Here is a 21,922-nt window from a genome sequence, read left to right as displayed (position 1 = left end):
AAGCTAAGCCTCACAGCGCCGATGGTACTGCAGGGGGGACCCTGTGGGAGAGTAGGACGCCGCCGAACAATTTTTGAGGAGAGGGCTCCACACTACGGTGTGGGGCCCTTTCCGCATTTCTAGACATGTTTTCGGACCCCGTGTGGGGCCGCATGCAGAACCACCCCCGTGCCGAGGAACACCCCGTCTGACGGTAAGGTCAGGGGGCACCATAGGCACGTTCCCCACAGGAGGCTCCGGGTGGAGGTCCAGGAGACCCGCGTCCAGACGGATCGGGTACTCACCATCCCCAACATCCTCAGCATGGCCCGCCTGGCCGGCGTCCCGCTCTTCCTGTGGCTGATCCTCCGCCCCGAGTTCGGCGGCCCCAAGAGCGACGGCTGGGCCCTGCTGGTGCTGATGCTCAGCGGGGTGAGCGACTACCTCGACGGGAAGCTCGCCCGCAAGTGGAACCAGATCAGCAGCCTCGGGCGACTCCTGGACCCGGCGGCGGACCGGTTGTACATCCTGTCCACATTGGTCGGTCTGACGTGGCGCGAGATCCTGCCCATCTGGCTCACCGCCGTCCTTTTGGCGCGGGAACTGATGTTGCTGGTCTTGATGGGAATCCTCCGTCGACACGGTTATCCGCCGCCGCAGGTGAACTTCCTCGGCAAGGCCGCCACCTTCAACCTGATGTACGCCTTCCCGTTGCTGCTCCTGAGTGACGGGTCAGGGTGGCTTGCGTCACTTGCCGCCATTTTCGGATGGGCCTTCGCGGGATGGGGTACAACTCTGTATTGGTGGGCAGGGATCCTGTATGTGGTCCAGGTCCGCCGTCTCGTCAAGGCGGATACAGCGGCCGATTGACCTCGTTGGTGCGCGCCGTGCAGTGTGGCCGATCGCGCATGACGCCAAGAGGGCTCCTCGGGACGAGCGAAGTCGGCTGGGCCGTCGTCTTTCAAGGAGGACGCTTCCGACATGAAGGCCGTCGTGATGGCCGGTGGCGAAGGAACCAGGCTTCGCCCCATGACTTCCAGCATGCCCAAGCCGCTCCTGCCAGTCGCCAACCGGCCGATCATGGAGCACGTGCTGCGGCTGCTCAAGCGACACGGTCTCAGCGAGACCGTCGTGACCGTGCAGTTTCTCGCCTCGCTCGTCAAGAACTATTTCGGTGACGGCGAAGAGCTCGGAATGGAGCTCACCTACGCCAACGAAGAGAAGCCGCTCGGCACCGCGGGCAGCGTGAAGAACGCAGAGGAAGCGCTGAAGGACGACGCCTTCCTCGTCATTTCCGGTGACGCCCTGACTGATTTCGACCTCACCGACCTCATCTCCTTCCACAAGGAGAAGGGCGCGATGGTCACGGTCTGTCTGACCCGGGTCCCCAATCCACTGGAATTCGGGATCACGATCGTCGACGAGGCGGGGAAGGTCGAGCGCTTCCTGGAAAAGCCGACCTGGGGCCAAGTCTTCTCGGACACCGTCAACACCGGCATCTACGTCATGCAGCCCGAGGTCTTCGACTACGTCGAAGCCGACGTTCCCGTGGACTGGTCCGGTGACGTGTTCCCGCAGCTGATGAAGGAAGGCAAGCCGATCTACGGCTATGTCGCCGAAGGCTACTGGGAGGACGTCGGCACGCACGAGAGCTATGTGAAGGCCCAGGCCGACGTCCTCGAAGGCAAGGTCGACGTCGACATCGACGGGTTCGAGATCTCACCGGGAGTCTGGGTCGCCGAGGGCGCCGAGGTGCATCCGGACGCGGTCCTGCGCGGGCCGCTCTACATCGGTGACTACGCCAAGGTCGAAGCCGACGTGGAGATCCGCGAGCACACCGTCGTCGGCTCCAACGTCGTCGTCAAGAGCGGTGCCTTCCTCCACAAGGCCGTCATCCACGACAACGTCTACATCGGTGAGCACTCCAACCTCCGCGGCTGCGTCATCGGCAAGAACACCGACGTCATGCGGTCTGCCCGGATCGAGGACGGCGCGGTGATCGGCGACGAGTGCCTCGTCGGCGAGGAGTCGATCGTCCAGGGCAACGTCCGCGTCTACCCGTTCAAGACGATCGAGGCCGGCGCGTTCGTCAACACCTCCGTCATCTGGGAATCACGCGGTCAGGCGCACCTGTTCGGCGCGCGCGGGGTGTCCGGGATCCTCAACGTGGAGATCACCCCCGAGCTGGCCGTACGGCTCTCCGGCGCGTACGCGACGACGTTGAAGAAGGGCGCCACCGTCACCACCGCCCGCGACCACTCCCGCGGCGCGCGGGCGCTCAAGCGGGCCGTGATCTCCGCGCTCCAGGCCAGCGCCATCGACGTGCGCGACCTGGAGAACGTGCCGCTGCCGGTCGCCCGACAGCAGACGGCCCGCGGCAGCGCCGGCGGCATCATGATCCGTACGTCCCCCGGCGTACCGGACTCCGTCGACATCATGTTCTTCGACGAGCGCGGCGCCGACCTCTCGCAGGCCGGACAACGGAAGTTGGACCGGGTCTACGCACGTCAGGAGTACCGTCGTGCCTTCCCCGGCGAGATCGGCGACCTGCACTTCCCGGCCAGCGTCTTCGACTCGTACACCGGGTCCCTGCTGCGCAACGTGGACACCACGGGTGTCGCCGAGTCCGGTCTGAAGCTCGTCGTCGACGCGTCCAACGGCAGCGCCGGCCTGGTGCTGCCGAGCCTCCTCGGCCGGCTCGGCGTGGACGCGCTGACCATCAATCCCGGGCTCGACGAAGCCCGTCCGACCGAGTCCGCCGAGACGCGGCGGGCCGGGCTGGTGCGGCTGGGCGAGATCGTCGCGTCCGCGCGGGCCGCCTTCGGCGTGCGGTTCGACCCCGTCGGCGAACGGCTGTCCCTCGTCGACGAGCGGGGCCGCATCATCGAGGACGACCGGGCGCTGTTGGTGCTGCTCGACCTCGTCGCCGCGGAGCGGCGCAGCGGGCGCGTGGCGTTGCCGGTGACCACGACCCGCATCGCCGAGCAAGTCGCCGCGTACCACGGCACGCAGGTCGAGTGGACGACGACGTCCCCCGACGACCTGACGCGGGTGGGGCGCGAGGACACCACCATCTTCGGCGGCGACGGGCGCGGCGGATTCATCGTGCCCGAGTTCAGCAGCGTCTTCGACGGCACGGCGGCGCTCGTGCGGCTGGTGGGGCTGGTGGCCCGCACCCAGCTCACGCTCAGCCAGATCGACGCCCGGATCCCGCGGGCGCACGTCCTCAAGCGGGACCTGGCGACCCCCTGGGCGGTGAAGGGCCTGGTGATGCGGCGGGTCGTCGAGGCCGCCGGCGAGCGTCAGGTGGACACCACGGACGGCGTGCGGGTCGTGGAGACGGACGGGCGTTGGGTGATGGTGCTGCCCGACCCGGCGGAGGCCGTCACTCATCTGTGGGCCGAAGGGCCCGATGACGCGTCGGCCGAAGCACTGTTGAACGAGTGGGCCGAGGTCGTCGACAGCGCAGGTCACTGACGTGTGAACGGTGGGTGGCGAGCCCTGTGCGGGGGCCCGTCACAGGACTCGCCACCCACCGGTGGGGCCATTCGGCGGTACGGGTCGCGACGTGCGACGATGTGCGGCATGCCGCAGCAGCACCCCCATCGGAGCACTGGTTCTCCGCCCGCCCGCCCCGATGCGTCCATGTCGCTGCTGACGAACGTGATGGAGCACAGCCTCGACGACGGATACGCCGAGGCCGCCGCCCGGCGACGGGCCGAAGGCGAGGGCCTTCCCCGTACGTTGCGCGCCAAGTTGTGGCTGGGCGTCGGGTTGTTGCTGGCCGCCGGGATCGTCACCGTGGGCGCCGCGGAGGCGCGGATATCGGCACCGGTCGTGGCGAAGGAGCGCGAGGAGCTGATCGACCGGATCGACGCGGAGACCGCCGACGCGGACGCGTTGGAGCGGGGCGTCGACGCGTTGCGCAAGGAGGTCGACGAGCGCCAGCGCAAGGCGCTGAACTCGGACGGCGACCACCGCGGGCCGACGGTCGCCCTGATCGCGGGGGCCACCGACGTCGAGGGCCCCGGGGTGAAGTTGGTCGTCGACGACGCGAAGGGCACCGGCGGCACCGGCGGCGGTCCGCGGGAGAGCAGCGGCTTCAGCGACACGGGCCGGGTGCGGGACCGCGACATGCAGCGCGTCGTCAACGGGCTGTGGGAGTCGGGCGCGGAGTCCGTGGCCATCAACGGCCAGCGGCTGACCGCCTTGTCGGCGATCCGAGCGGCGGGGGACGCCATACTGGTCGACAACAAGCCGCTGGTGCCGCCGTACACGGTGCTCGCGGTGGGGGACGGGAAGAAGCTGAACACGACGTTCCAGGACAGCGCGGACGGACATTATTTGCACGCGCTGCGGGAGAACTTCGGAGTCCGTTTCAGCATCTCTACTGAGGACAAGGTGCGTCTTCCGGCTGCCCCGAGCCTGATCGTACGTACAGCGGAGCCGGGTACCCCGCAAGCCCCGGAGGGCAGCGGGCGGGATGCGGCCGAGACAGGGAAAGGCACATCGTGATCGCCGTACTGGGCCTCGTCGTGGGAGTCGTGGTCGGCCTGTTGGTCCGGCCCGAGGTTCCCGCGGTGGTCGAGCCCTACCTGCCCATCGCGGTCGTCGCGGCGCTGGACGCCGTGTTCGGCGGGCTGCGGGCCATGTTGGACGGGATCTTCGTCGACAAGGTCTTCGTCGTCTCCTTCCTGTCGAACGTGGTGGTGGCCGCCCTGATCGTGTTCCTCGGCGACAAGCTGGGCGTCGGCGCGCAACTGTCCACCGGCGTGGTCGTCGTGTTGGGCATCCGGATCTTCTCCAACGCGGCCGCGATCCGGCGGCACGTCTTCCGGGCGTGATGCCGGTGCACCGCGACCAGAACCCCGAAGCACCGACGGAAGCCACGGAAGGCGTCGCCTTCACCAAACGGGACGGGTCGCTGCCGCCCGAGCAGCCGCCGGGCCCCCGGGCCGCCGAGCCGGCCGCCGCGGACCGGGACCGGGGCCAGTCCACGGGCCGGCAGCGGCTGCTGGCCGGGCTCTGGCCCCCGAGGGTCAGCCGCGCCCAACTCACCGTCGCCCTGCTGCTCTTCGTGCTCGGTTTGGGCCTCGCCATCCAGGTGCGTTCCACCAGCGACAACAGCGCGCTGCGCGGCGCCCGCCAGGAGGACCTGGTCCGCATCCTCGACGAGTTGGACAGCCGCACCGAGCGGTTGGAGGACGAGAAGCGCACCTTGGAAGGGCAGCGGGCGGAGCTGGAGAGCAGTTCCGACCAGGCTGAGGAGGCGCGTCGGCAGACGCAGCAGAAGGAGCAGCAGCTCGGGATCCTGGCGGGTACCGTCGCGGCACAGGGACCGGGCATCGGGCTGACGATCGAAGACGCGGCCGGGGCGGTCGAGCCCGACATGCTGCTCGACGCCATCCAGGAGCTGCGGGCGGCCGGCGCCGAGGCGATCCAGGTCAACGGCAACCGCGTCGTCGCCGACACGTACTTCACCGGCACCGCCGGGAACGTGGAAGTGGACGGGAAGACGATCAGCGCCCCGTACCGTTTCAAGGTGATCGGAAAGCCGCAGGACCTGGAGCCGGCCCTGAACATCCCCGGGGGAGTGGTGCAGACGTTGGAGAAGGAGCAGGCCACGGTCGCCGTCGAGCGATCGGAGAAGATCGTCGTGGACGCCTTGCGACCTGCGAAGCAGCCTGACTACGCTCGGTCGTCGGCCCAGTGAGGCGGGGGAGGATGGGACCGTGCGCATCGGGGTGTGAAGGCGCGGGGGGTCGGCGGAAGAACTGCCCTCCCCGTGGTGGAAACTGTCTGGCGGGTACGGACGTTGTGAGGGTGTCCGGGTCAGCAGGCGTGATCATCAGGAGTTCGTCCTGCCCCACGGGCGGGTCTATTTCGGTCAAGGGGAATCGCCCGTGAAGTTGTTTGCGAAGTTGTTCGGCAAGAGCGCACGCGAGGACGGCGGCAACGCCAGGCACCGCGCCAAGCGTCAGGGCCAGCCGGAGGAGCAGGGCGGCCAGCGCCCCCTCTTCCGGGACGAGCTGGCTGGTCCGGGCGGTGACATTCCGGGCGGACCGGGCGCGTCGTCTGTTGACCCTGCCGGTGCCGGCCGCATAGGTTTCGGGGAACCATCGACGTCAAGCACGGGTGGAGGGTTCTCCTCCGACCCGTACGCGACCAATCCCCACGGGGGACAGCCGCGGCAGGAGGATCCGTCCATGGCTGGTGTGACGGTGTGTACCAGGTGCGGTTACCGCAACCCCGAGTCCGGTCGGTTCTGCTCCAACTGCGGTGCGCCGCTGCGCAGTGGCGTGACCCCGGAGCGGGCCTCGGAGACCACCTCCACGATCTCCATCTCCGGCCTGGAGGCGTACGACTCGGAGACCACGGGGCAGACCCAGCTTCCGTCGCTCTCGCCGGAGGCGCAGGCCGCGGTGGAGGCGCTGCCGCTGGGTTCGGCCCTGCTGATCGTGCGGCGCGGCCCGAACGCCGGCAGCCGCTTCCTGTTGGACGGCGAGCTGACGACGGCGGGCCGACACCCGCAGAGCGACATCTTCCTCGACGACGTCACCGTGTCCCGGCGTCACGTGGAGTTCCGCAGGCAGCCTGACGGCAGCTTCAGCGTCGCCGACGTCGGCAGCCTGAACGGCACCTATGTGAACCGCGAGAGCATCGACGCGGTCTATCTGGCCAACGGCGACGAGGTCCAGATCGGCAAGTACCGGCTGGTCTTCTACGCGAGCCACGCGAGCCAGCGGGGCATGTGATCGCCGGTAACCGCCTGTGACCCGTCTGGGGAGGCACATGCTGCGAACACCGACGGGCGGTGCCGGCCACGGCACCGCCACCAAGGGCGAGAGGCTGATGAGCATCGGCACGGTGCTCACCCAGCTGCACGACGAGTTTCCCGAGATCACGATCTCCAAGATCCGTTTCTTGGAGGCCGAGGGGCTGGTCGAGCCCCGGCGCACGCCGTCCGGCTACCGCAAGTTCAGCGCGGCGGACGTGCAGCGACTGGCGCAGGTGCTGCGGATGCAGCGGGACCACTACCTCCCGCTGAAGGTGATCCGCGAGCACCTGGATGCGGTCGCGCGCGGTGAGCAGCCGCAACTGCCGGCGCAGGGCGGGCGGCGCGAGCCGGCCCCCGGCGCCGCCCAGGACGGTCCGGCGGCGCCCACGGTCGCGCGGGTGAGCCGCGCGGCCCTGCTGGCCGGGGCCGGGGTGACCGAGGAGCAACTGACGGAATGGGAGTCGTACGGACTGCTCACGGCTAGTGAGGACGGTTCGTACGACGCCGAGGCGGTGACCGTGGCCCGGCTCGTGGCCGAGCTGGGCCGCTTCGGGCTGGAGCCGCGCCACCTGCGGGCGGTCAAGGCCGGGGCGGACCGGGAGGTCGGCCTGGTCGAGCAGGTGGTGGCACCCTTGCGGCGGCATCGGAACCCACAGACCCGGGCGCACGCGGAGGCCACTGCGAAAGAGCTGGCGACCCTGTCCGTACGGCTCCACGCGGCCCTGGTGGAGACGGCCCTGGGGGTCCGTCTCCACTGATCATGGCCGTGCCCGACTACCCAAAGGGGCCGCGCACGGCCTAGGGTTGCTGTGTGAACGAGCTCGACGTTGTGGGTGTCCGGGTGGAAATGCCCTCGAACCAACCGATCGTGCTCCTGCGTGAAGTGGGAGGCGATCGGTACCTCCCCATTTGGATCGGCCCAGGGGAGGCGACCGCGATCGCCTTCGCCCAGCAGGGCATGGCCCCCAGTAGGCCGCTGACCCATGACCTCTTCAAGGACGTGCTGGACGCGGTCGGCCAGGAGCTGACCGAGGTCCGCATCACCGACCTGCGCGACGGGGTCTTCTACGCGGAGCTGGTCTTCGCCAGCGGGGTCGAGGTGAGCGCACGTCCCTCCGACGCCATAGCGCTCGCACTGCGCACCGGAACGCCGATCTACGGCAGTGACGGGGTGCTCGACGACGCGGGGATCGCGATCCCGGACGAGCAGGAGGACGAGGTGGAGAAGTTCCGTGAGTTCCTCGACCAGATCTCTCCCGAGGACTTCGGGACGAGCAGTCAGTGACTGATGGGGCCGCTTTAGCCCAATCACGTACCCTTTCCCCGATCTGGGGCACGTGAAACCACTCTTAGGGTGATTATCACTCGGCGTGGCGAGTGTGGCGATCGTTGACGCACCCCTGGTGACTGCCTACCGTCGAGTGGGCAGGTCAAGGACGGAGGGTCGGCGTGAGAAGCAGCGGCGACGGTGCGGTTGGGGGCGTCCCCGGACGGAGTCCGGTGGAAGGCGGACCGTATCCGCTCCAGCGGGGTGCGGTCGAAGAGGCGCCGGAGACGGTGGGTTACCGGGGGCCCACGGCCTGTGCGGCGGCCGGGATCACCTATCGACAGCTCGACTACTGGGCGCGCACCGGTCTGGTGGAGCCCAGCGTCCGCCCGGCGTACGGATCGGGCACCCAGCGGTTGTACAGCTTCCGGGACGTCGTCGTACTGAAGATCGTCAAGCGTTTCCTGGACACCGGTGTCGCGCTCCAGAACATCCGCGCCGCCGTGCAGCACCTGCGGCAGCGGGGCTTCGCCGACCTGGAGCGGATGACGCTGATGAGCGACGGGGCGACGGTGTACGAGTGCACCTCGCCGGACGAGGTCGTCGATCTGCTCCAGGGCGGGCAGGGCGTCTTCGGCATCGCGGTGGGCGTGGTGTGGCGGGACGTCGAGGTCGCGCTGGGCCAGTTGCACGGTGAGCGCATCGACACCGGCGAGACCCTGATCGGCAACAACCCCGCGGACGAACTGGCCCGCCGCCGGCGCGATCGGGCCGGCTGACCTCGACGCTCCGGCCGGCGCGGGGCGGCGCGGCACGGCGGCCCTGCCGGGCGCTGTCAGTGGCATGAGGCAGCATCGGAGGCGTGAGAGCCGCTCCGACGATCCTGCATCTGGACATGGATGCCTTCTTCGCCGCCGCCGAGCAGGCGGCGAAGCCGAGTCTGCGCGGGAAGCCGGTGATCGTCGGGGGCCTGGGCCCGCGCGGAGTGGTGGCGACGGCGTCGTACGAGGCGCGGCGCTTCGGGGTGCACTCGGCGATGCCGATGGCGCAGGCCCGGCGCCTCGCGCCGAACGCGGCGTACCTGGTGCCGCGGTTCGCCTTCTACCGTTCCATCAGCGAGCAGGTCATGCGGCTGCTCGGCGAGCTCTCCCCGCTGGTGGAGCCGCTGAGCCTGGACGAGGCGTTCGTGGACCTGGAGGCGGCGGGTGCGGCCCGGGACGCGGCGTCGGCGCGGGCGGCCGGTGAGCGGCTGCGCGCGGACATCCTCGCGGCGACGGGGCTGACCGGGTCGGTGGGGCTGGCCGGATCGAAGATGCTCGCCAAGATCGCCTCCGAGCAGGCCAAGCCGGACGGTCTCGTTCTCATCGAGCCGGGCACCGAGCGCGCGCTGCTGGGGCCCCTCTCGGTGCGCATCCTGCCCGGAGTGGGGCCGGCCACCGGTGAGCACCTGCGCCGCGGCGGGATCACGACCTGCGCGGAGTTGGTGGAGGCGGGGGAGGACGAGTTGGTGCGGCTGGTGGGCAAGGCGCACGGCACCGGGCTGTACCGGATGGCCCTCGGGCACGACGACCGGCCCGTGGTCGCGGAGCGCGACACCAAGTCCGTGTCGGTGGAGGACACCTTCGACGTGGACCTGCACGACCGGGTGCGGATCCGCGTCGAGGTGGAGCGGCTCGCCGACCGGTGCGTGCAGCGGCTGCGGGCGTCCGGGCACTCGGGCCGCACCATCGTCCTCAAGGTGCGGCGGTACGACTTCTCCACGCTGACCCGCTCAGAGACCCTGCGCGGGCCCACCGACGACCCCGCGGTGGTGCGGGAGGCGGCGGCGCGGCTGTTGGAGGCGGTGGACACCACGGGCGGCGTACGACTCCTGGGCGTGGGGGTGTCCGGGCTCGCCGACTACACGCAGGAGGACCTGTTCGCGCAGGCCGCCAGCGCCCGGGCGGCGGATGCCGACGCGGGCGCGGGGCGCTCGCAGGAGGACGGGGCACCGGGCGCGGCGCCGGGGCGGGAGGGCGCGGGCGCGGCGGCGGGCGATGTTCCGGCCGAGGGCGGGCCGGCCGCAGCGGAGGCATCCGTACGGCAGTGGCCCGCCGGACAGGACGTGCGGCACGCCCGGTACGGCGCCGGGTGGGTGCAGGGGAGCGGGGTCGGCCGGGTCACCGTGCGGTTCGAGGTGCCGCAGGGCGCACCGGGGCGGGTGCGCACCTTCCGCGTGGACGACCCGGACCTCGTGCCGGCACAGCCGCTGCCGTTGGTGGATCAACCCTCGTCGCCGGTGGACGGGGCCGAGGGGGGCGCCTCCGGGGGGAGGGAGAGTTCGAGTCCGTAGTGGTGGTAGAGCTGGAGTTCCTGCTCGGGGGAGAGGTGGCGGCCGACGCCGAAGTCCGGCGCGCCCTTGATCAGGGCGCGCTCGTAGGGGACGCGGAGGGCGTCGTCGACGACGGTGCTCGGTTCGAGGGGGACGAAGGCGTCCCGACTGAACAGCCCCGTGCGGACGGCGGCCCATTCGGGTGACCCCGTGGCGTCGTCCAGGTACACCTCGTCGACCGTCCCTATCTTCACGCCGTCGCGGTCGAAAGCCTTGCGCCCGATCAGGCTGCGCGGATCGATGTCGGTCTGCACGGTCCCTCCAGGGGGTCGCAACTGCTGCCTAAGGCTTACGAAAGGACACATCTCGGGCGTCGGCCACTCGGGCGATCTGATGATCGAGCCGGGAAGGGGTGCGCTGGTAGGCTGGCAGCGGCTGCTGACCCCGTGCGGGAGAGTCCACCGGGCCGCCGGTGGCGCCGAAGGAGCAAATCCTCCCCGGAATCTCTCAGGCACCTGTACCGCACGGACGAGGTCACTCTGGAAAGTAGGGCGGGCGTCGGACGGCATCCGCTCTCACCGACGGTGAAAGCCGGCACGCCCAGCGGGCGGACCGGTGAAGCTCTCAGGTTGAGATGACAGAGGGGGAGGCCGTCCAGGGCATCCGCGCCGTGGTGCCCCTCGCAGGTCGTCAGACCAGGAGGCCGCCTACATGACCGCCAACCGCACCCCGCTCACGCAGCTGGAGCGAGGCATTCCGTTCGAGCAGCGCCACATAGGACCCGACGCCGAGGCCCAGGCCAAGATGTTGGCGCAGGTGGGGTACGGCTCGCTGGACGAGCTGACCGCAGCCGCGGTCCCCGACGTCATCAAGAGCGCCGAGGCCCTCGGCCTCCCGCAGGCGCGCACCGAGGCGGACGTCCTCGCCGAGCTGCGCTCCCTCGCCGACCGGAACACCGTCCTGACGTCGATGATCGGCCTCGGCTACCACGGCACCTTCACCCCGCCGGTCATCCTGCGCAACGTCATGGAGAACCCCTCCTGGTACACGGCCTACACGCCGTACCAGCCGGAGATCTCCCAGGGTCGGCTGGAGGCCCTGCTGAACTTCCAGACCGTGGTCGCCGACCTGACCGGCCTGCCGACCTCCGGCGCCTCCCTCCTCGACGAGGCCACGGCCGCCGCCGAAGCCATGTCGTTGGCCCGTCGCGTCGGCAAGGTGAAGGACGGCGTCTTCCTCGTCGACGCCGACGCGCTGCCGCAGACCGTCGCCGTGATCCGCACCCGCGCCGAGCCGACCGGCGTCGAGGTCGTCACCGCCGACCTGAGCGACGGCATCCCGGCCGAGATCGCCGAGCGCGGCGTCTTCGGCGTCCTCGTGCAGTACCCGGGCGCCTCCGGGGCCGTACGGGACATCAAGCCCGTCATCGACCAGGCCCACGACCTCGGGGCCGTCGTCACCGTCGCCGCCGACCTGCTCGCGCTGACCCTGCTCACCCCTCCGGGCGAGCTCGGCGCGGACATCGCCGTCGGCACCACGCAGCGCTTCGGCGTCCCCATGGGCTTCGGCGGCCCCCACGCGGGCTTCATGGCCGTGCGCGAGACGTTCGCCCGCAGCCTGCCGGGGCGCCTCGTCGGCGTCTCCGTCGACGCCGACGGGAACCGCGCGTACCGCCTCGCCCTGCAGACCCGGGAACAGCACATCCGGCGCGAGAAGGCGACCAGCAACATCTGCACCGCGCAGGTGCTGCTTGCCGTGATGGCCGGGATGTACGCCGTCTACCACGGTCCGCAGGGGCTGCGCTCCATCGCCGAGCGCACCCACCGCTACGCCGCACTGCTCGCCGCGGGTCTGACGGCCGGCGGAGTCGAGGTCGTCCACGGCGCCTACTTCGACACCCTGACGCTGCGCGTCCCGGGCCGTGCGGCCGACGTGGTCGCCGCCGCGCGCGAGGGCGGGGTCAACCTCCGCCTCGTGGACGACTCCCACGTCTCCGTCGCCTGCGACGAGACCACCTCGCGCACCGCAGTGGCCGCCGTCTGGACCGCCTTCGGCGTCGAGGCCGACCTCGACGCGCTGGATGCCACCACACCGGACGCCCTGCCCGACGGCCTGCTGCGGACCGACGAGTACCTGCACCACCCGGTCTTCCACCAGTACCGCTCCGAGACCGCGATGCTGCGCTACCTGCGTCGACTCGCGGACCGGGACTACGCACTGGACCGCGGCATGATCCCGCTCGGCTCCTGCACGATGAAGCTGAACGCGACCACCGAGATGGAGCCGGTGACCTGGCCGGAATTCGGCCAGATCCACCCCTTCGCCCCGGTCGAGCAGGCCGACGGCTACCTCACCCTGATCCGGGAGCTCGAAGAGCGACTCACCGAGGTCACGGGGTACGACAAGGTCTCCCTCCAGCCGAACGCGGGCTCCCAGGGCGAGCTGGCCGGGCTCCTGGCGGTCCGCGCGTACCACCGCGCCAACGGCGACGAGCAGCGCACGGTCTGTCTGATTCCGTCCTCCGCGCACGGCACCAACGCGGCGAGCGCCGTGATGGCCGGCATGAAGGTCGTCGTCGTCAAGACCGCCGACGACGGCGAGGTGGACGTCGACGACCTCACCGCCAAGATCGAGAAGCACCGCGACGAGTTGGCGGTGCTGATGATCACCTACCCGTCCACGCACGGGGTGTTCGAGGAGCACGTCGCCGACATCTGCGCCCAGGTCCACGAGGCCGGCGGTCAGGTGTACGTCGACGGCGCCAACCTCAACGCGCTGGTGGGACTGGCCAAGCCGGGCGTCTTCGGCGGCGACGTCTCGCACCTGAACCTGCACAAGACCTTCTGCATCCCGCACGGCGGCGGCGGCCCGGGCGTCGGCCCGGTGGCGGTCCGCGCGCACCTCGCGCCGTTCCTGCCGAACCACCCCCTCCAGCCGACGGCCGGCCCCGAGACGGGCGTGGGTCCGATCTCGGCCGCGCCCTGGGGCTCGGCCGGCATCCTGCCCATCTCCTGGGCGTACGTGCGGCTGATGGGCGGCGAAGGGCTGAAGCGCGCCACCCAGGTCGCGGTGCTCGCGGCCAACTACGTCGCCAAGCGGCTGGAGCCGCACTACCCGGTGCTGTACACCGGCCCGGCCGGGCTGGTCGCGCACGAGTGCATCGTGGACCTGCGACCGCTGTCGAAGTCCACCGGCGTGAGCGTCGACGACATCGCCAAGCGGCTGATCGACTACGGCTTCCACGCGCCGACGATGTCCTTCCCGGTCGCCGGGACGCTGATGATCGAGCCCACCGAGAGCGAGGACCTGACCGAGCTGGACCGGTTCTGCGACGCGATGATCGCCATCCGCGCCGAGATCGAGAAGGTCGCGTCGGGCGAGTGGCCCGCGGACGACAACCCGCTGCGGAACGCGCCGCACACCGCGGCCGCGCTGGGCGGGGAGTGGAACCACGCCTACGGGCGTGACGAGGCGGTCTTCCCGGCCGGGGCGAGCGCGGACAAGTACTGGCCGCCGGTGCGGCGCATCGACGGCGCGTTCGGCGACCGCAATCTGGTCTGCTCCTGCCCGCCGCTGGACGAGTACGAGAACTGACGCACCGCCGCCCGCGGCGTGCGTGGGGGCCGGTACGGAGACCATTCGTGGTCCCGTCCGGCCCCTTCTTCGTCTGCTTCGTCCCTACCGCCGTGCTGCGTGAGCGCTGCCGTGCGCAGCTACGCGGCCGTGCTGGTCTGGAGCGGTCGGTGCGGCGCGATGACCTGGCCGTCCGGCAGCAGTTCGCCCGTGTCCTCGAACAGAAGCACTCCGTTGCACAGCAGGCTCCAGCCCTGCTCGGGGTGGTGCGCCAGGAGACGGGCGGCGTCCCTGTCGGCGGAATCTGACGTCGGGCAGGGTGGCTGGTGCTGGCACATGGCTGGGATCTCTCGCTCTGGTGTGATGTGTGTCCTGCGGCTCGATGGTGCCGTCATGGTCGTCCCCCGTATCCGTCCTACTGCTCCCAGTGTTGCCCCACGGGCGCCGATCCGCAGGGATTTCGCGACAGCTCGTCTCACTCGTCAGGGACGCATCACCCACCTGGATGGTTCAGCCCAACTTGACTGTCCTTTCGGGTGGTTCACGATGGTCGGAACGGGCTAGTCCCGGGCGGACGGTCGTGCGCCCCGCAACCGTCGGACGGTCGCGGGGCGCACGGTGCGGCGTGCGGTTCGAGCCGCTCGGGACCCCCCCCGTCAGGCGGGGGAACCGAGGAGCGGCGCGGGCGTGAGGCGCAGGGTCATCACCGGGAGGAGTTCCGCGACCCGGTAGGGCCGGTGGGCCGTGATCCCCGGCGGCGCCGGCGCCAGCGGCATCAGGACGTCCGTGGGCGCGAGCGCGGTCGAGGAGGCGTCGGCCTCCGGGTCGCCGTGCAGCCAGAGGGTGAGCATGTAGAGGGCGGGTACGGACAGCAGGCGCGGCTGGAACGGGGTCGGGAACGACTCGGCCTGCCGTAGGGCCAGTTCGGTGGAGCTGAGGTAGGGGCCTTCGAAGAAGTGCGAGAAGGCCCATCCGTCGGGCGTCAGCAGCGTTTCCGCAGCGGCGACGTAGCGGTCGTCGCCGCGGAGCAGGAAGCGCCACCCCGTGGGGCGGGTGCGAGGGCCGGAGTCGTCGGTGACGACCTGGTCCAGCACGTGGAGGGGGAGCGGTGACTCGGGGCTCACGGGTCCCTGGACAGACCTGAGTGCCGGGGTGCGGTCCTCACGGACGGCGGTCGGGGAACTGAGTGCCGCGAGAACGCTGCGGACAGCAGGCGCGGGGGCCTGGAGGACATGCAGCGGCATGGTGGGTCGCCTCTCACTCGGGGAGACAGGGTGTATCGGTGAAAAGGGCGCCAGTGCGGACGGCGTTGTCGGCACGCGGGGGCCAAGGACACTGGAAAGGCCGCCGGGCGCCAACCGTATGCCTCAGTAGCGGAGTTTATACGACACGTGTTCGCACGATGTTTCCGCTAGCGTCCTGCACCATTCGCGGCAAGGCTGATTCAGGTCTTTGTGTGCAGGGTGTTGTGTCGGATTTCTGATGTACGTCACACAACGGCCTGCTATTTTGCCCGAACCTCGGTAGGCCGAAACCTGTCGGAGTTTTTCACCACAGTCGCCGTGGGGTGGGTGTCCATTGCATCCGGGTGGGGGTAGGTGCTCCTGGCGCGCGGCTGGTCGACCGCGGGATCTTAGCCGCCACACTAACGGTCCCGGGCCGTCTGCGCTGCGTTATGGATCAGTCAGTCTGGGCATTATCGTCCAGGAGCCGAGCGGCCGACGCCGTGTGCCGCCCACCCGAGGAAGGACGCTTCGATGGGGGACAAGGTCGTCACCGAAGGTTTCGAGCTGTCCGATCGCCAGCGGTACCGGCGGAAGTTGCAGCAGTGCCTTGCGGGCCTGGCGCGACTGTTGGACGAGAAGCGCTTCGACCGGCCGAAGAATCTGATGGGCCTGGAGATCGAGCTGAATCTCGTGGGCGCCGACGGCCAGCCCCGCATGATGAATGCGGAAGTGTTGGAACGCATCGCGAGCCGTGATTTCCAGACCGAACTCGGAATGTTCAACCTGGAAGTGAACATCGTGCCGCACCGGCTCGGCGGGCACGTTCTCGACCAGCTGGCCGAAGAGCTGCGGGCCGGTCTGGGATATGCCGATCGCAAAGCCAGCGAAGTCGGCGCCGGGATCCTGATGATCGGTATTCTGCCGACCCTCGCCCAGGCCGATCTGGTGAGCGGCAACCTCTCCGCCGACGAGCGCTACACGATGCTGAACGAGCAGATCGTGGCGGCGCGGGGCGAGGAGTTCGCCCTGGACATCGCGGGGGTGGAGCGGCTGAGCTGTACGTCGGCCTCCATTGCGCCGGAGGCCGCCTGCACTTCCGTGCAACTGCACCTCCAGGTGACGCCGGCGCGGTTCGCGGACGTCTGGAATGCGGCACAGGCCGTGGCCGCCGTGCAGGTCGCGGTGGGGGCCAATGCGCCCTTCCTGTTCGGCAAGGAATTGTGGCGGGAGTCCCGGCCGCCCTTGTTCCAGCAGGCCACCGACACCCGGCCGCCCGAGCTCCAGGCACAGGGTGTCAGGCCGCGCACCTGGTTCGGCGAGCGCTGGGTGACGTCCGCGTACGACCTCTTCGAGGAGAACTTGCGCTTCTTCCCGCCGCTGCTGCCGATCTGCGACGAGGAGGAGGACCCGCTGCGGGTCATCGACGAGGGCGGAGTGCCCCGGCTCCATGAACTCGTCCTGCACAACGGCACGGTGTACCGCTGGAACCGGCCGGTGTACGGGGTCGCGGACGGCGTCCCGCACCTGCGGGTGGAGAACCGGGTGCTGCCGGCCGGCCCCACCGTCACGGACGTGGTCGCGAACGCCGCCTTCTACTACGGGCTGGTGCGCGCCCTCGCGGACGAGCCGCGACCGGTGTGGAACCGGTTGCCGTTCGAGGCGGCCGCGGAGAACTTCGACACCGCGTGCCGCGACGGGATCGACGCCGAGGTGCGCTGGCCCCGGCCCGGTCGGGCGGGCGGGGTCACCACGGTCCCCGTCACCAAACTCGTCCGGGACGAGTTGCTGCCGCTGGCCGCCGCGGGGCTGGACGCGTGGAACGTCTCCGCGGCCGACCGCGACCGCTACCTCGGGGTCATCGAGCAGCGCTGCCGGCGCCGGATCAACGGGGCGACCTGGCAGGCCGAGACCTTCCACCGGGCACTGGAGGCGGGGCTCGGCAGGGACGCGGCGCTGGCCGCCACCACCCGGCGCTACCGCGAACTGATGCACCGCGGGGAGCCGGTGCACACCTGGCCCACGGGGTTCCCCGGCCCCGGCGCCTAAGCCGGGGCGTCAACATTTTGAAGACCCCGCCGAGCCCGCGCCTGCCGGTGGACGTCAGCTCCTGCCGTGTGCACCGTGCCCGGCCTGCTGTGATGGGATGAGCGCAGGCATTCAACCGGGAGGCACGTGTGCACACGGAGGCGGGACGCGCGGCTGACGACGCCCTTCCCCTGGATCGGGAGGCCGTGACGCACCGGACCCTGCGGTCCGAGTTGCTGCTGGTGCTGGCGCTCTCCCTGGGCGCGAGTGCGGTGTCCGCGCTCATCAGCTTCGTCGGATCGCTCACGAAGCCGGGCGGGCTGAAGGAGCAGGCGGCCACGCTGAACGGCTCGTACGCCCCCGGTCGGCCCTGGCTCGACCTCGCGTGGCAGCTCTTCGGCATCTCGACCGCGCTGGTGCCCGTGCTGCTGGTGGCGCACCTGTTGACCAGGGAGGGGGCGGGCGGGCTCCGGTCGATGGGGTTCGACCGCACCAGGCCCTGGCCCGACCTGGGGCGGGGCGCCCTGGTGGCGGCCGGCATCGGCAGCGCCGGCCTCGCCTTCTACCTCGGCGCCCGCGCCAGCGGGTTCAACCTGACCGTCGTGCCCGAGTCCCTGCCGGACGTGTGGTGGAAGTTCCCGGTCCTGATCCTCTCCGCGATCCAGAACTCCGTGGTGGAGGAAGTGATCGTGGTGGGCTACCTGCTGCGCAGGCTCGCGCAGTTGGGCTGGTCCCCGATGTCCGCGCTGGTGGCGAGTTCGGTGCTGCGCGGTTCGTACCACCTCTACCAGGGCATCGGCGGCTTCATCGGCAACCTGGTCATGGGCGTGGTGTTCGTGCTGCTGTACCGGCGCTGGGGGCGGGTGGGGCCGCTGGTGGTGGCGCACGCGCTGCTCGACATCGTCGCCTTCGTCGGATACGCGCTGCTCGCGGGCAAGGTGGGGTGGCTGCCCACGGCGTGAGGCGACCGGGCGGGCGCGGGCGCGCCGGCCGGGGGCGAGGGGCCTGCGGAACGATCCGTACGCCCCTCGCTCGTGCCGTCGTCCGGGGTGCCGATCAGGGGGTGGCGAGCAGTTCGCCGTCGATGACGGTGACCGCGTGGCCGGTCAGCACGGTTCGCTCGCCGCGCACCTCGGTGTGCACCAGTCCGGAGCGGGCGGACGCCTGGAGCCCGGTGAGCCGGGTGCGTCCGAGGCGTTCGGACCAGAAGGGCGCGAGGGCGGTGTGGGCGCTGCCCGTCACCGGGTCCTCGTCGATGCCGTAGTTCGGGAAGAAGCAGCGGGAGACGAAGTCGTAGCCGCGGGCGGGGTCTTCGGCGGCGGCGGTGACGATGACGCCGCGCCGGGAGAGCGTCGCGACGGCCGTGAGGTCCGGTGCGACGCTGCGGACCGTCTTCTCGTCGGCGACCTCCACCAGCAGGTCGCCGACCTGCGGCCCGGTGTCGCGGACGGCGAGCACCGGTACGCCGAAGGCGGCTTCGAGGCCGCTCGGCGGGGCGGTCTCGGTGAGCGGCGCGGTGGGGAAGTCCAGGGTGGTCGTGCCGTCTTCGTGCGCCGTCGTCACCAGCGTGCCGCAGCGGGCGGCGAAGCGGACGGTGCCGGTCGCGGTGCCCGTGGTGTGCAGGACGTGGGCGGTGGCGAGGGTGGCGTGGCCGCACATGTCGACCTCGGTGGTGGGGGTGAACCAGCGCAGCGCCCACGTGGGGGAGTCCGGGGCGTCGGTGAGGGGGTGGGCGTAGGCGGTCTCGGAGAGGTTCACCTCGGCGGCGACCTGCTGGAGCCAGTCGTCGTCGGGGAAGCGGTCGGCCCCGGGGAGGAGGACGACTCCCGCGGGGTTGCCGCTGAAGGGACGGGAAGCGAAGGCGTCGACGATTCGGATGCGCATGCGGTGACGGTATGCGGCGCGGGGAGCGGGTCGCCAAGGCCAATGCGCAGTGGCTGGCCTGTTTGAGGGAAGTCCGACCGGTCTCATTGAACGTTGACCACCGGCTGTTTCGTCTCATCGGAGTTGGGTGCAGTTCTTCTTGAGGGACGCTCCTGAGCAGGTGGACACTGGGCCCGCACGGATCTCGAAGAACTCCGGACGCCGCCACGCCCGCGACGGCTTCGACCTCGAAGCGCCGCAGACCCGTTGATCAGGACGTTGTCCAGGACTGGCGTCGCGGACGCCATTGACGCCCTCGGCTCAGTGCGCTCACTTGCGCAACTGCGGCCGGCGGGCAAGGAAGAGCTCTGCACCCTCGACGAGCCCGGACTCGACCACCTTTGGGTTTGCCTCCAGCCAGGCGATGGCCTTGTCGGGGCCGGCCTCGGGCATCAGCCCGTACTGCAGGAGATAGCCGGAGAGGCGGTCCAGGATCCGGCTGTCGTGCACACCGAATTTGCGCAACGCCGGCAGCGGATTGTGCTTGCCGACCACGTAGGAGGCGATCATCTGGAATTCCTGCACCATCGTCTGCTGGATCGACGAGATCGACGACGGCGGCAGCTTCTTCACCAGATCGCTGAACGGCTTCTCGTTCTCCTCGTAGTGGTCGCCGAGCGCCAGCTTCGCCGAGGCGGCCGCCTCCACACCGAACGCGCGCAGCTCCGCCGAGATCGAGGCGTGCTGCCGCTGCGTGGCCGTGTCCCCCGGGTATCCCGCGTTCCGGTCGGCCGGGAACCGCTTCTCCGTGAAATCCACGGCATGCTGCAGCTCATGGGCCAGCGTGCTGGCGAACTTCCGCAGCTCCGCGACGCCCGCCGTGGCTGGGGGAGGGTCGATCCACAGGAACCCCTCGCCCTCCTCCACCGCGAACATCGCCACGCCCTTAGGCGGCTTCTTCTCCCGGAAGTGCACCTCCCGCCCGGCCTGCTCCACCTGCTGGACCAGGGACGCGTACGGCGCCTCAATGCCCACCGCCCGCGCGTTCGGGTCAGCCGCCTTCAGCAGCGCCATGAACTCCCCGTCCCGGATGTACTGCCTCGACCACGGGCTGTACGACAGTCGGCGCTGCACCGGTGCTGCGCCCGGGCCTGCCGTCGGCCGTGCGGCCGGCTCCGCCTGCGCGGCCGGTGGCGCAGGGTCTTTCATGACACGTACCGCGTTCTCCTCCGCGGCCCGCTCGAACCGGTCCGACGGGTCGCTCAGCGCCAGCCCGTCCCCGTGATCCGTGCCCGCCACCGGCCCCTGGCGCTGCTGGATGACGTGCGTCAGCTCATGGGCCAGGGTGTGCCGATCCGCGCCGCCCTGGCCGAGCACGATGTGACTGCCGGACGTGTAGGCCCGGGCCCCGATGCCGGAGGCGGAGCGACTTGCCGCCGCGTCGGTGTGCAGCCGTACGTCGGAGAAGTCGGCGCCCAGTCGTGACTCCATCTCCGCCCGCAGCGGCGCCGCCATCGGCCGCCCCGGGCCGCGCAGCACCTCCTCGACGGCGGACCGCTGCACCGGTGCCTCCTCGTGACACCCCGGCTCATGCGGGTGCCGGACCGCATCGATCAGGCGGGCCACCGCGGCGTTGCCGATGGTGCGCTGAAGGGCGAGTATCTGCGCCGCCGGGCCGACCACGTGCCGCGGCGCCGCAGGGGCGGGCGCGCGCAGACGGTCGCCGGGGGCTGCTCGGTCGGACTTCTTCGCGGGATCATGCGCGCGCAACGGGCGGCCTTCCGAGGAGACGTGGCGGTGTTCACACCCTGCCTACCAACTCGCCGTGCCACCCGCTAGAAGCCCCGGGATCACACCTACTGCCCGAACGGGCATCGGGGCCCCTGCCGAGAGCGGCCGGGGTCGATGGCCTGCGGATGACCTGCCAGAGCCGACCGCGCACCATCCCTCAGGGGCTCGGCCTGCCCACCCCGACATCAATCAACGTCTCCGCAGGTCAGCCCATCCCTCAAGACGAGCCGCACCCAGCGGAGTTTGACCGGCGCCGGCGATGGACCTTCTGTCCGTCGCGCACGTGGAGCAACCGCGGGTCAACGTTCACTGAGACGAGTCAGAGGTGGCTGGCCCCTCTTGTCGAACGAGCTGTTCCGATATATCGTTGAGGTATCGCGAAAGATCGACGATGAAAGGAGCGCGAGATGCGTTCTCAAGGACATGGACATGGGCATGGACACGAAGGTGGCCCTGGGGCGTGCGGGCCCGGACATCAGGGGTGGGGCGGCTTCGAAGGGCGCCGCCGGGCGTTCGGGCAGTTCGGTCCGCCGTTCGGCGGACCCTTCGGCGGGCCGTTCGGCGGCGGTCGTGGACGGGGCGGCGGGCGGGGTCGGGCCCGGCGCGGTGACGTGCGGGCCTCGATCCTCGCGCTGCTGAAGGACCGGCCGATGCACGGGTACGAGATGATCCAGGAGATCGGCGAGCGCAGCGGCGGGGCGTGGAAGCCCAGCCCCGGCTCGGTGTACCCGACCCTCCAGCTACTGGAGGACGAAGGGCTGATCACGAGCGCGAGCGAGGGCGGCAAGAAGCTCTTCACGCTCACCGAGTCCGGGCGGGCCGAGTCCGAAGCGGGGCCGGACGCCCCGTGGGAGGAGGCCGGTCGCGGCGTCGATTGGGACACCGTCAACGAGGTCCGGCAGGCGGGTTGGGGGCTGATGGAAGCCTTCGGTCAGGTCTGGAAGACCGGCAGCCCCGAGCAGCGGCAGAAGGCCCTCGACACGATCAACGAGACCCGCAAGAAGCTCTATCTGATCCTCGCCGACGAGGGCTGAGGTGACGGCGGCGCGCGGGCGTCGCCCCCGGGTGGACGTGCTCGGGGGTGACGCCCGCCGCGTCCGGGGTGCTGG

19 protein-coding genes and 1 riboswitch are annotated in these 21,922 nt (G+C 70.4%); of the genes, 14 read left to right on the top strand and 5 right to left on the bottom strand.

Going from position 1 to position 21,922, the window contains the following annotated elements:
• Positions 1 to 240 precede the first annotated feature (240 nt).
• From ACH4E8_RS15585 to ACH4E8_RS15540, 10 genes are all read left to right on the top strand, one after another.
• Positions 241 to 849, top strand: a complete 609-nt coding sequence (locus tag ACH4E8_RS15585) for a CDP-alcohol phosphatidyltransferase family protein (RefSeq protein ID WP_398448274.1) — start codon at positions 241 to 243, stop codon at positions 847 to 849.
• A gap of 111 nt (positions 850 to 960) precedes the next feature.
• Positions 961 to 3,456 (top strand): sugar phosphate nucleotidyltransferase, encoded by a 2,496-nt coding sequence (locus ACH4E8_RS15580; RefSeq protein WP_398448272.1) that lies wholly within the window; start codon positions 961 to 963, stop codon positions 3,454 to 3,456.
• 108 nt (positions 3,457 to 3,564) lie between these two features.
• Positions 3,565 to 4,494 carry a DUF881 domain-containing protein gene (locus ACH4E8_RS15575; RefSeq protein ID WP_398448270.1) on the top strand — a complete coding sequence of 310 codons (930 nt, stop codon included), beginning with the start codon at positions 3,565 to 3,567 and terminating at the stop codon, positions 4,492 to 4,494.
• A complete protein-coding gene (locus ACH4E8_RS15570) occupies positions 4,491 to 4,823 on the top strand; it encodes a small basic family protein (protein ID WP_003970459.1) in 333 nt (110 codons plus the stop codon). Before ACH4E8_RS15575 ends, ACH4E8_RS15570 begins: the two co-directional genes overlap by 4 nt.
• Positions 4,823 to 5,692, top strand: a complete 870-nt coding sequence (locus ACH4E8_RS15565) for a DUF881 domain-containing protein (RefSeq protein WP_398448268.1) — start codon at positions 4,823 to 4,825, stop codon at positions 5,690 to 5,692. Before ACH4E8_RS15570 ends, ACH4E8_RS15565 begins: the two co-directional genes overlap by 1 nt.
• A gap of 61 nt (positions 5,693 to 5,753) precedes the next feature.
• The gene (locus ACH4E8_RS15560) at positions 5,754 to 6,734 is read left to right on the top strand and encodes an FHA domain-containing protein (protein WP_398448333.1); all 981 of its coding nucleotides are present in this window, start codon (positions 5,754 to 5,756) and stop codon (positions 6,732 to 6,734) included.
• A gap of 37 nt (positions 6,735 to 6,771) precedes the next feature.
• Positions 6,772 to 7,515: a MerR family transcriptional regulator gene (locus ACH4E8_RS15555; protein ID WP_398448266.1), complete on the top strand. Its 744-nt coding sequence runs from the start codon at positions 6,772 to 6,774 to the stop codon at positions 7,513 to 7,515.
• A gap of 53 nt (positions 7,516 to 7,568) precedes the next feature.
• Positions 7,569 to 8,042: a bifunctional nuclease family protein gene (locus tag ACH4E8_RS15550; RefSeq protein ID WP_361548248.1), complete on the top strand. Its 474-nt coding sequence runs from the start codon at positions 7,569 to 7,571 to the stop codon at positions 8,040 to 8,042.
• Positions 8,043 to 8,206: 164 nt separating this feature from the next.
• The gene (locus ACH4E8_RS15545) at positions 8,207 to 8,803 is read left to right on the top strand and encodes a MerR family transcriptional regulator (protein ID WP_398448264.1); all 597 of its coding nucleotides are present in this window, start codon (positions 8,207 to 8,209) and stop codon (positions 8,801 to 8,803) included.
• Between the two features lie 83 nt (positions 8,804 to 8,886).
• Complete coding sequence (locus ACH4E8_RS15540) at positions 8,887 to 10,356, top strand: DNA polymerase IV (protein WP_398448262.1); 1,470 nt, start codon at positions 8,887 to 8,889, stop codon at positions 10,354 to 10,356.
• Here the strand turns inward: ACH4E8_RS15540 and ACH4E8_RS15535 are convergent.
• Positions 10,287 to 10,700 carry a PRC-barrel domain-containing protein gene (locus tag ACH4E8_RS15535; RefSeq protein WP_398448260.1) on the bottom strand — a complete coding sequence of 138 codons (414 nt, stop codon included), beginning with the start codon at positions 10,698 to 10,700 and terminating at the stop codon, positions 10,287 to 10,289. The genes ACH4E8_RS15540 and ACH4E8_RS15535 overlap by 70 nt on opposite strands.
• Before the next feature lie 74 nt (positions 10,701 to 10,774).
• A riboswitch (glycine riboswitch) is annotated at positions 10,775 to 10,868 on the top strand.
• A gap of 178 nt (positions 10,869 to 11,046) precedes the next feature.
• Between ACH4E8_RS15535 and gcvP the strand changes: the two genes are divergently transcribed.
• Positions 11,047 to 13,929, top strand: coding sequence for an aminomethyl-transferring glycine dehydrogenase (gene gcvP, locus ACH4E8_RS15530; protein ID WP_398448258.1), 2,883 nt, complete (start codon positions 11,047 to 11,049; stop codon positions 13,927 to 13,929).
• Positions 13,930 to 14,048: 119 nt separating this feature from the next.
• Here gcvP and ACH4E8_RS15525 read toward each other — a convergent pair whose 3' ends face one another.
• Positions 14,049 to 14,246 carry a DUF5999 family protein gene (locus ACH4E8_RS15525; protein ID WP_398448256.1) on the bottom strand — a complete coding sequence of 66 codons (198 nt, stop codon included), beginning with the start codon at positions 14,244 to 14,246 and terminating at the stop codon, positions 14,049 to 14,051.
• Positions 14,247 to 14,564: 318 nt separating this feature from the next.
• On the bottom strand, positions 14,565 to 15,152 hold the full coding sequence (locus tag ACH4E8_RS15520; protein WP_398448254.1) for a hypothetical protein: 588 nt from the start codon (positions 15,150 to 15,152) through the stop codon (positions 14,565 to 14,567).
• A 513-nt stretch (positions 15,153 to 15,665) separates the two neighbouring features.
• Between ACH4E8_RS15520 and ACH4E8_RS15515 the strand changes: the two genes are divergently transcribed.
• The gene (locus ACH4E8_RS15515; protein ID WP_398448252.1) at positions 15,666 to 17,180 is read left to right on the top strand and encodes a glutamate--cysteine ligase; all 1,515 of its coding nucleotides are present in this window, start codon (positions 15,666 to 15,668) and stop codon (positions 17,178 to 17,180) included.
• 128 nt (positions 17,181 to 17,308) lie between these two features.
• Positions 17,309 to 18,121 carry a CPBP family intramembrane glutamic endopeptidase gene (locus tag ACH4E8_RS15510; RefSeq protein WP_398448250.1) on the top strand — a complete coding sequence of 271 codons (813 nt, stop codon included), beginning with the start codon at positions 17,309 to 17,311 and terminating at the stop codon, positions 18,119 to 18,121.
• Positions 18,122 to 18,215: 94 nt separating this feature from the next.
• Here the strand turns inward: ACH4E8_RS15510 and ACH4E8_RS15505 are convergent, their stop codons facing one another.
• Both ACH4E8_RS15505 and ACH4E8_RS15500 read right to left on the bottom strand, forming a co-directional pair.
• Positions 18,216 to 19,043, bottom strand: coding sequence for a PhzF family phenazine biosynthesis protein (locus ACH4E8_RS15505; protein WP_398448248.1), 828 nt, complete (start codon positions 19,041 to 19,043; stop codon positions 18,216 to 18,218).
• A gap of 309 nt (positions 19,044 to 19,352) precedes the next feature.
• Positions 19,353 to 20,792, bottom strand: a complete 1,440-nt coding sequence (locus ACH4E8_RS15500) for a DUF4157 domain-containing protein (protein ID WP_398448246.1) — start codon at positions 20,790 to 20,792, stop codon at positions 19,353 to 19,355.
• 428 nt (positions 20,793 to 21,220) lie between these two features.
• Here ACH4E8_RS15500 and ACH4E8_RS15495 point away from each other — a divergent pair, with 428 nt between their 5' ends.
• Positions 21,221 to 21,847 (top strand): PadR family transcriptional regulator, encoded by a 627-nt coding sequence (locus tag ACH4E8_RS15495; protein ID WP_398448244.1) that lies wholly within the window; start codon positions 21,221 to 21,223, stop codon positions 21,845 to 21,847.
• Positions 21,848 to 21,922: the final 75 nt, after the last annotated feature.

This window comes from Streptomyces sp. NPDC017979, assembly GCF_044328175.1.
In the GTDB taxonomy this organism is placed as follows: Bacteria; Actinomycetota; Actinomycetes; order Streptomycetales; family Streptomycetaceae; genus Streptomyces.
Note: the sequence above shows the minus strand (reverse complement) of the source record. Positions and strands in the feature narration are given on the sequence as shown.

Bases quoted from the DNA above. Each gene is read 5' to 3' on its own strand.
- ACH4E8_RS15495 (WP_398448244.1), top strand. From the start codon at position 21,221: ATGCGTTCTCAAGGACATGGACATGGGCATGGACACGAAGGTGGCCCT.
- ACH4E8_RS15535 (WP_398448260.1), bottom strand. From the start codon at position 10,700: ATGTGTCCTTTCGTAAGCCTTAGGCAGCAGTTGCGACCCCCTGGAGGG.
- ACH4E8_RS15565 (WP_398448268.1), top strand. From the start codon at position 4,823: ATGCCGGTGCACCGCGACCAGAACCCCGAAGCACCGACGGAAGCCACG.
- ACH4E8_RS15555 (WP_398448266.1), top strand. From the start codon at position 6,772: ATGCTGCGAACACCGACGGGCGGTGCCGGCCACGGCACCGCCACCAAG.
- ACH4E8_RS15505 (WP_398448248.1), bottom strand. From the start codon at position 19,043: ATGCGCATCCGAATCGTCGACGCCTTCGCTTCCCGTCCCTTCAGCGGC.
- ACH4E8_RS15580 (WP_398448272.1), top strand. From the start codon at position 961: ATGAAGGCCGTCGTGATGGCCGGTGGCGAAGGAACCAGGCTTCGCCCC.
- ACH4E8_RS15575 (WP_398448270.1), top strand. From the start codon at position 3,565: ATGCCGCAGCAGCACCCCCATCGGAGCACTGGTTCTCCGCCCGCCCGC.
- ACH4E8_RS15525 (WP_398448256.1), bottom strand. From the start codon at position 14,246: ATGTGCCAGCACCAGCCACCCTGCCCGACGTCAGATTCCGCCGACAGG.
- ACH4E8_RS15515 (WP_398448252.1), top strand. From the start codon at position 15,666: ATGGGGGACAAGGTCGTCACCGAAGGTTTCGAGCTGTCCGATCGCCAG.
- gcvP (WP_398448258.1), top strand. From the start codon at position 11,047: ATGACCGCCAACCGCACCCCGCTCACGCAGCTGGAGCGAGGCATTCCG.
- ACH4E8_RS15520 (WP_398448254.1), bottom strand. From the start codon at position 15,152: ATGCCGCTGCATGTCCTCCAGGCCCCCGCGCCTGCTGTCCGCAGCGTT.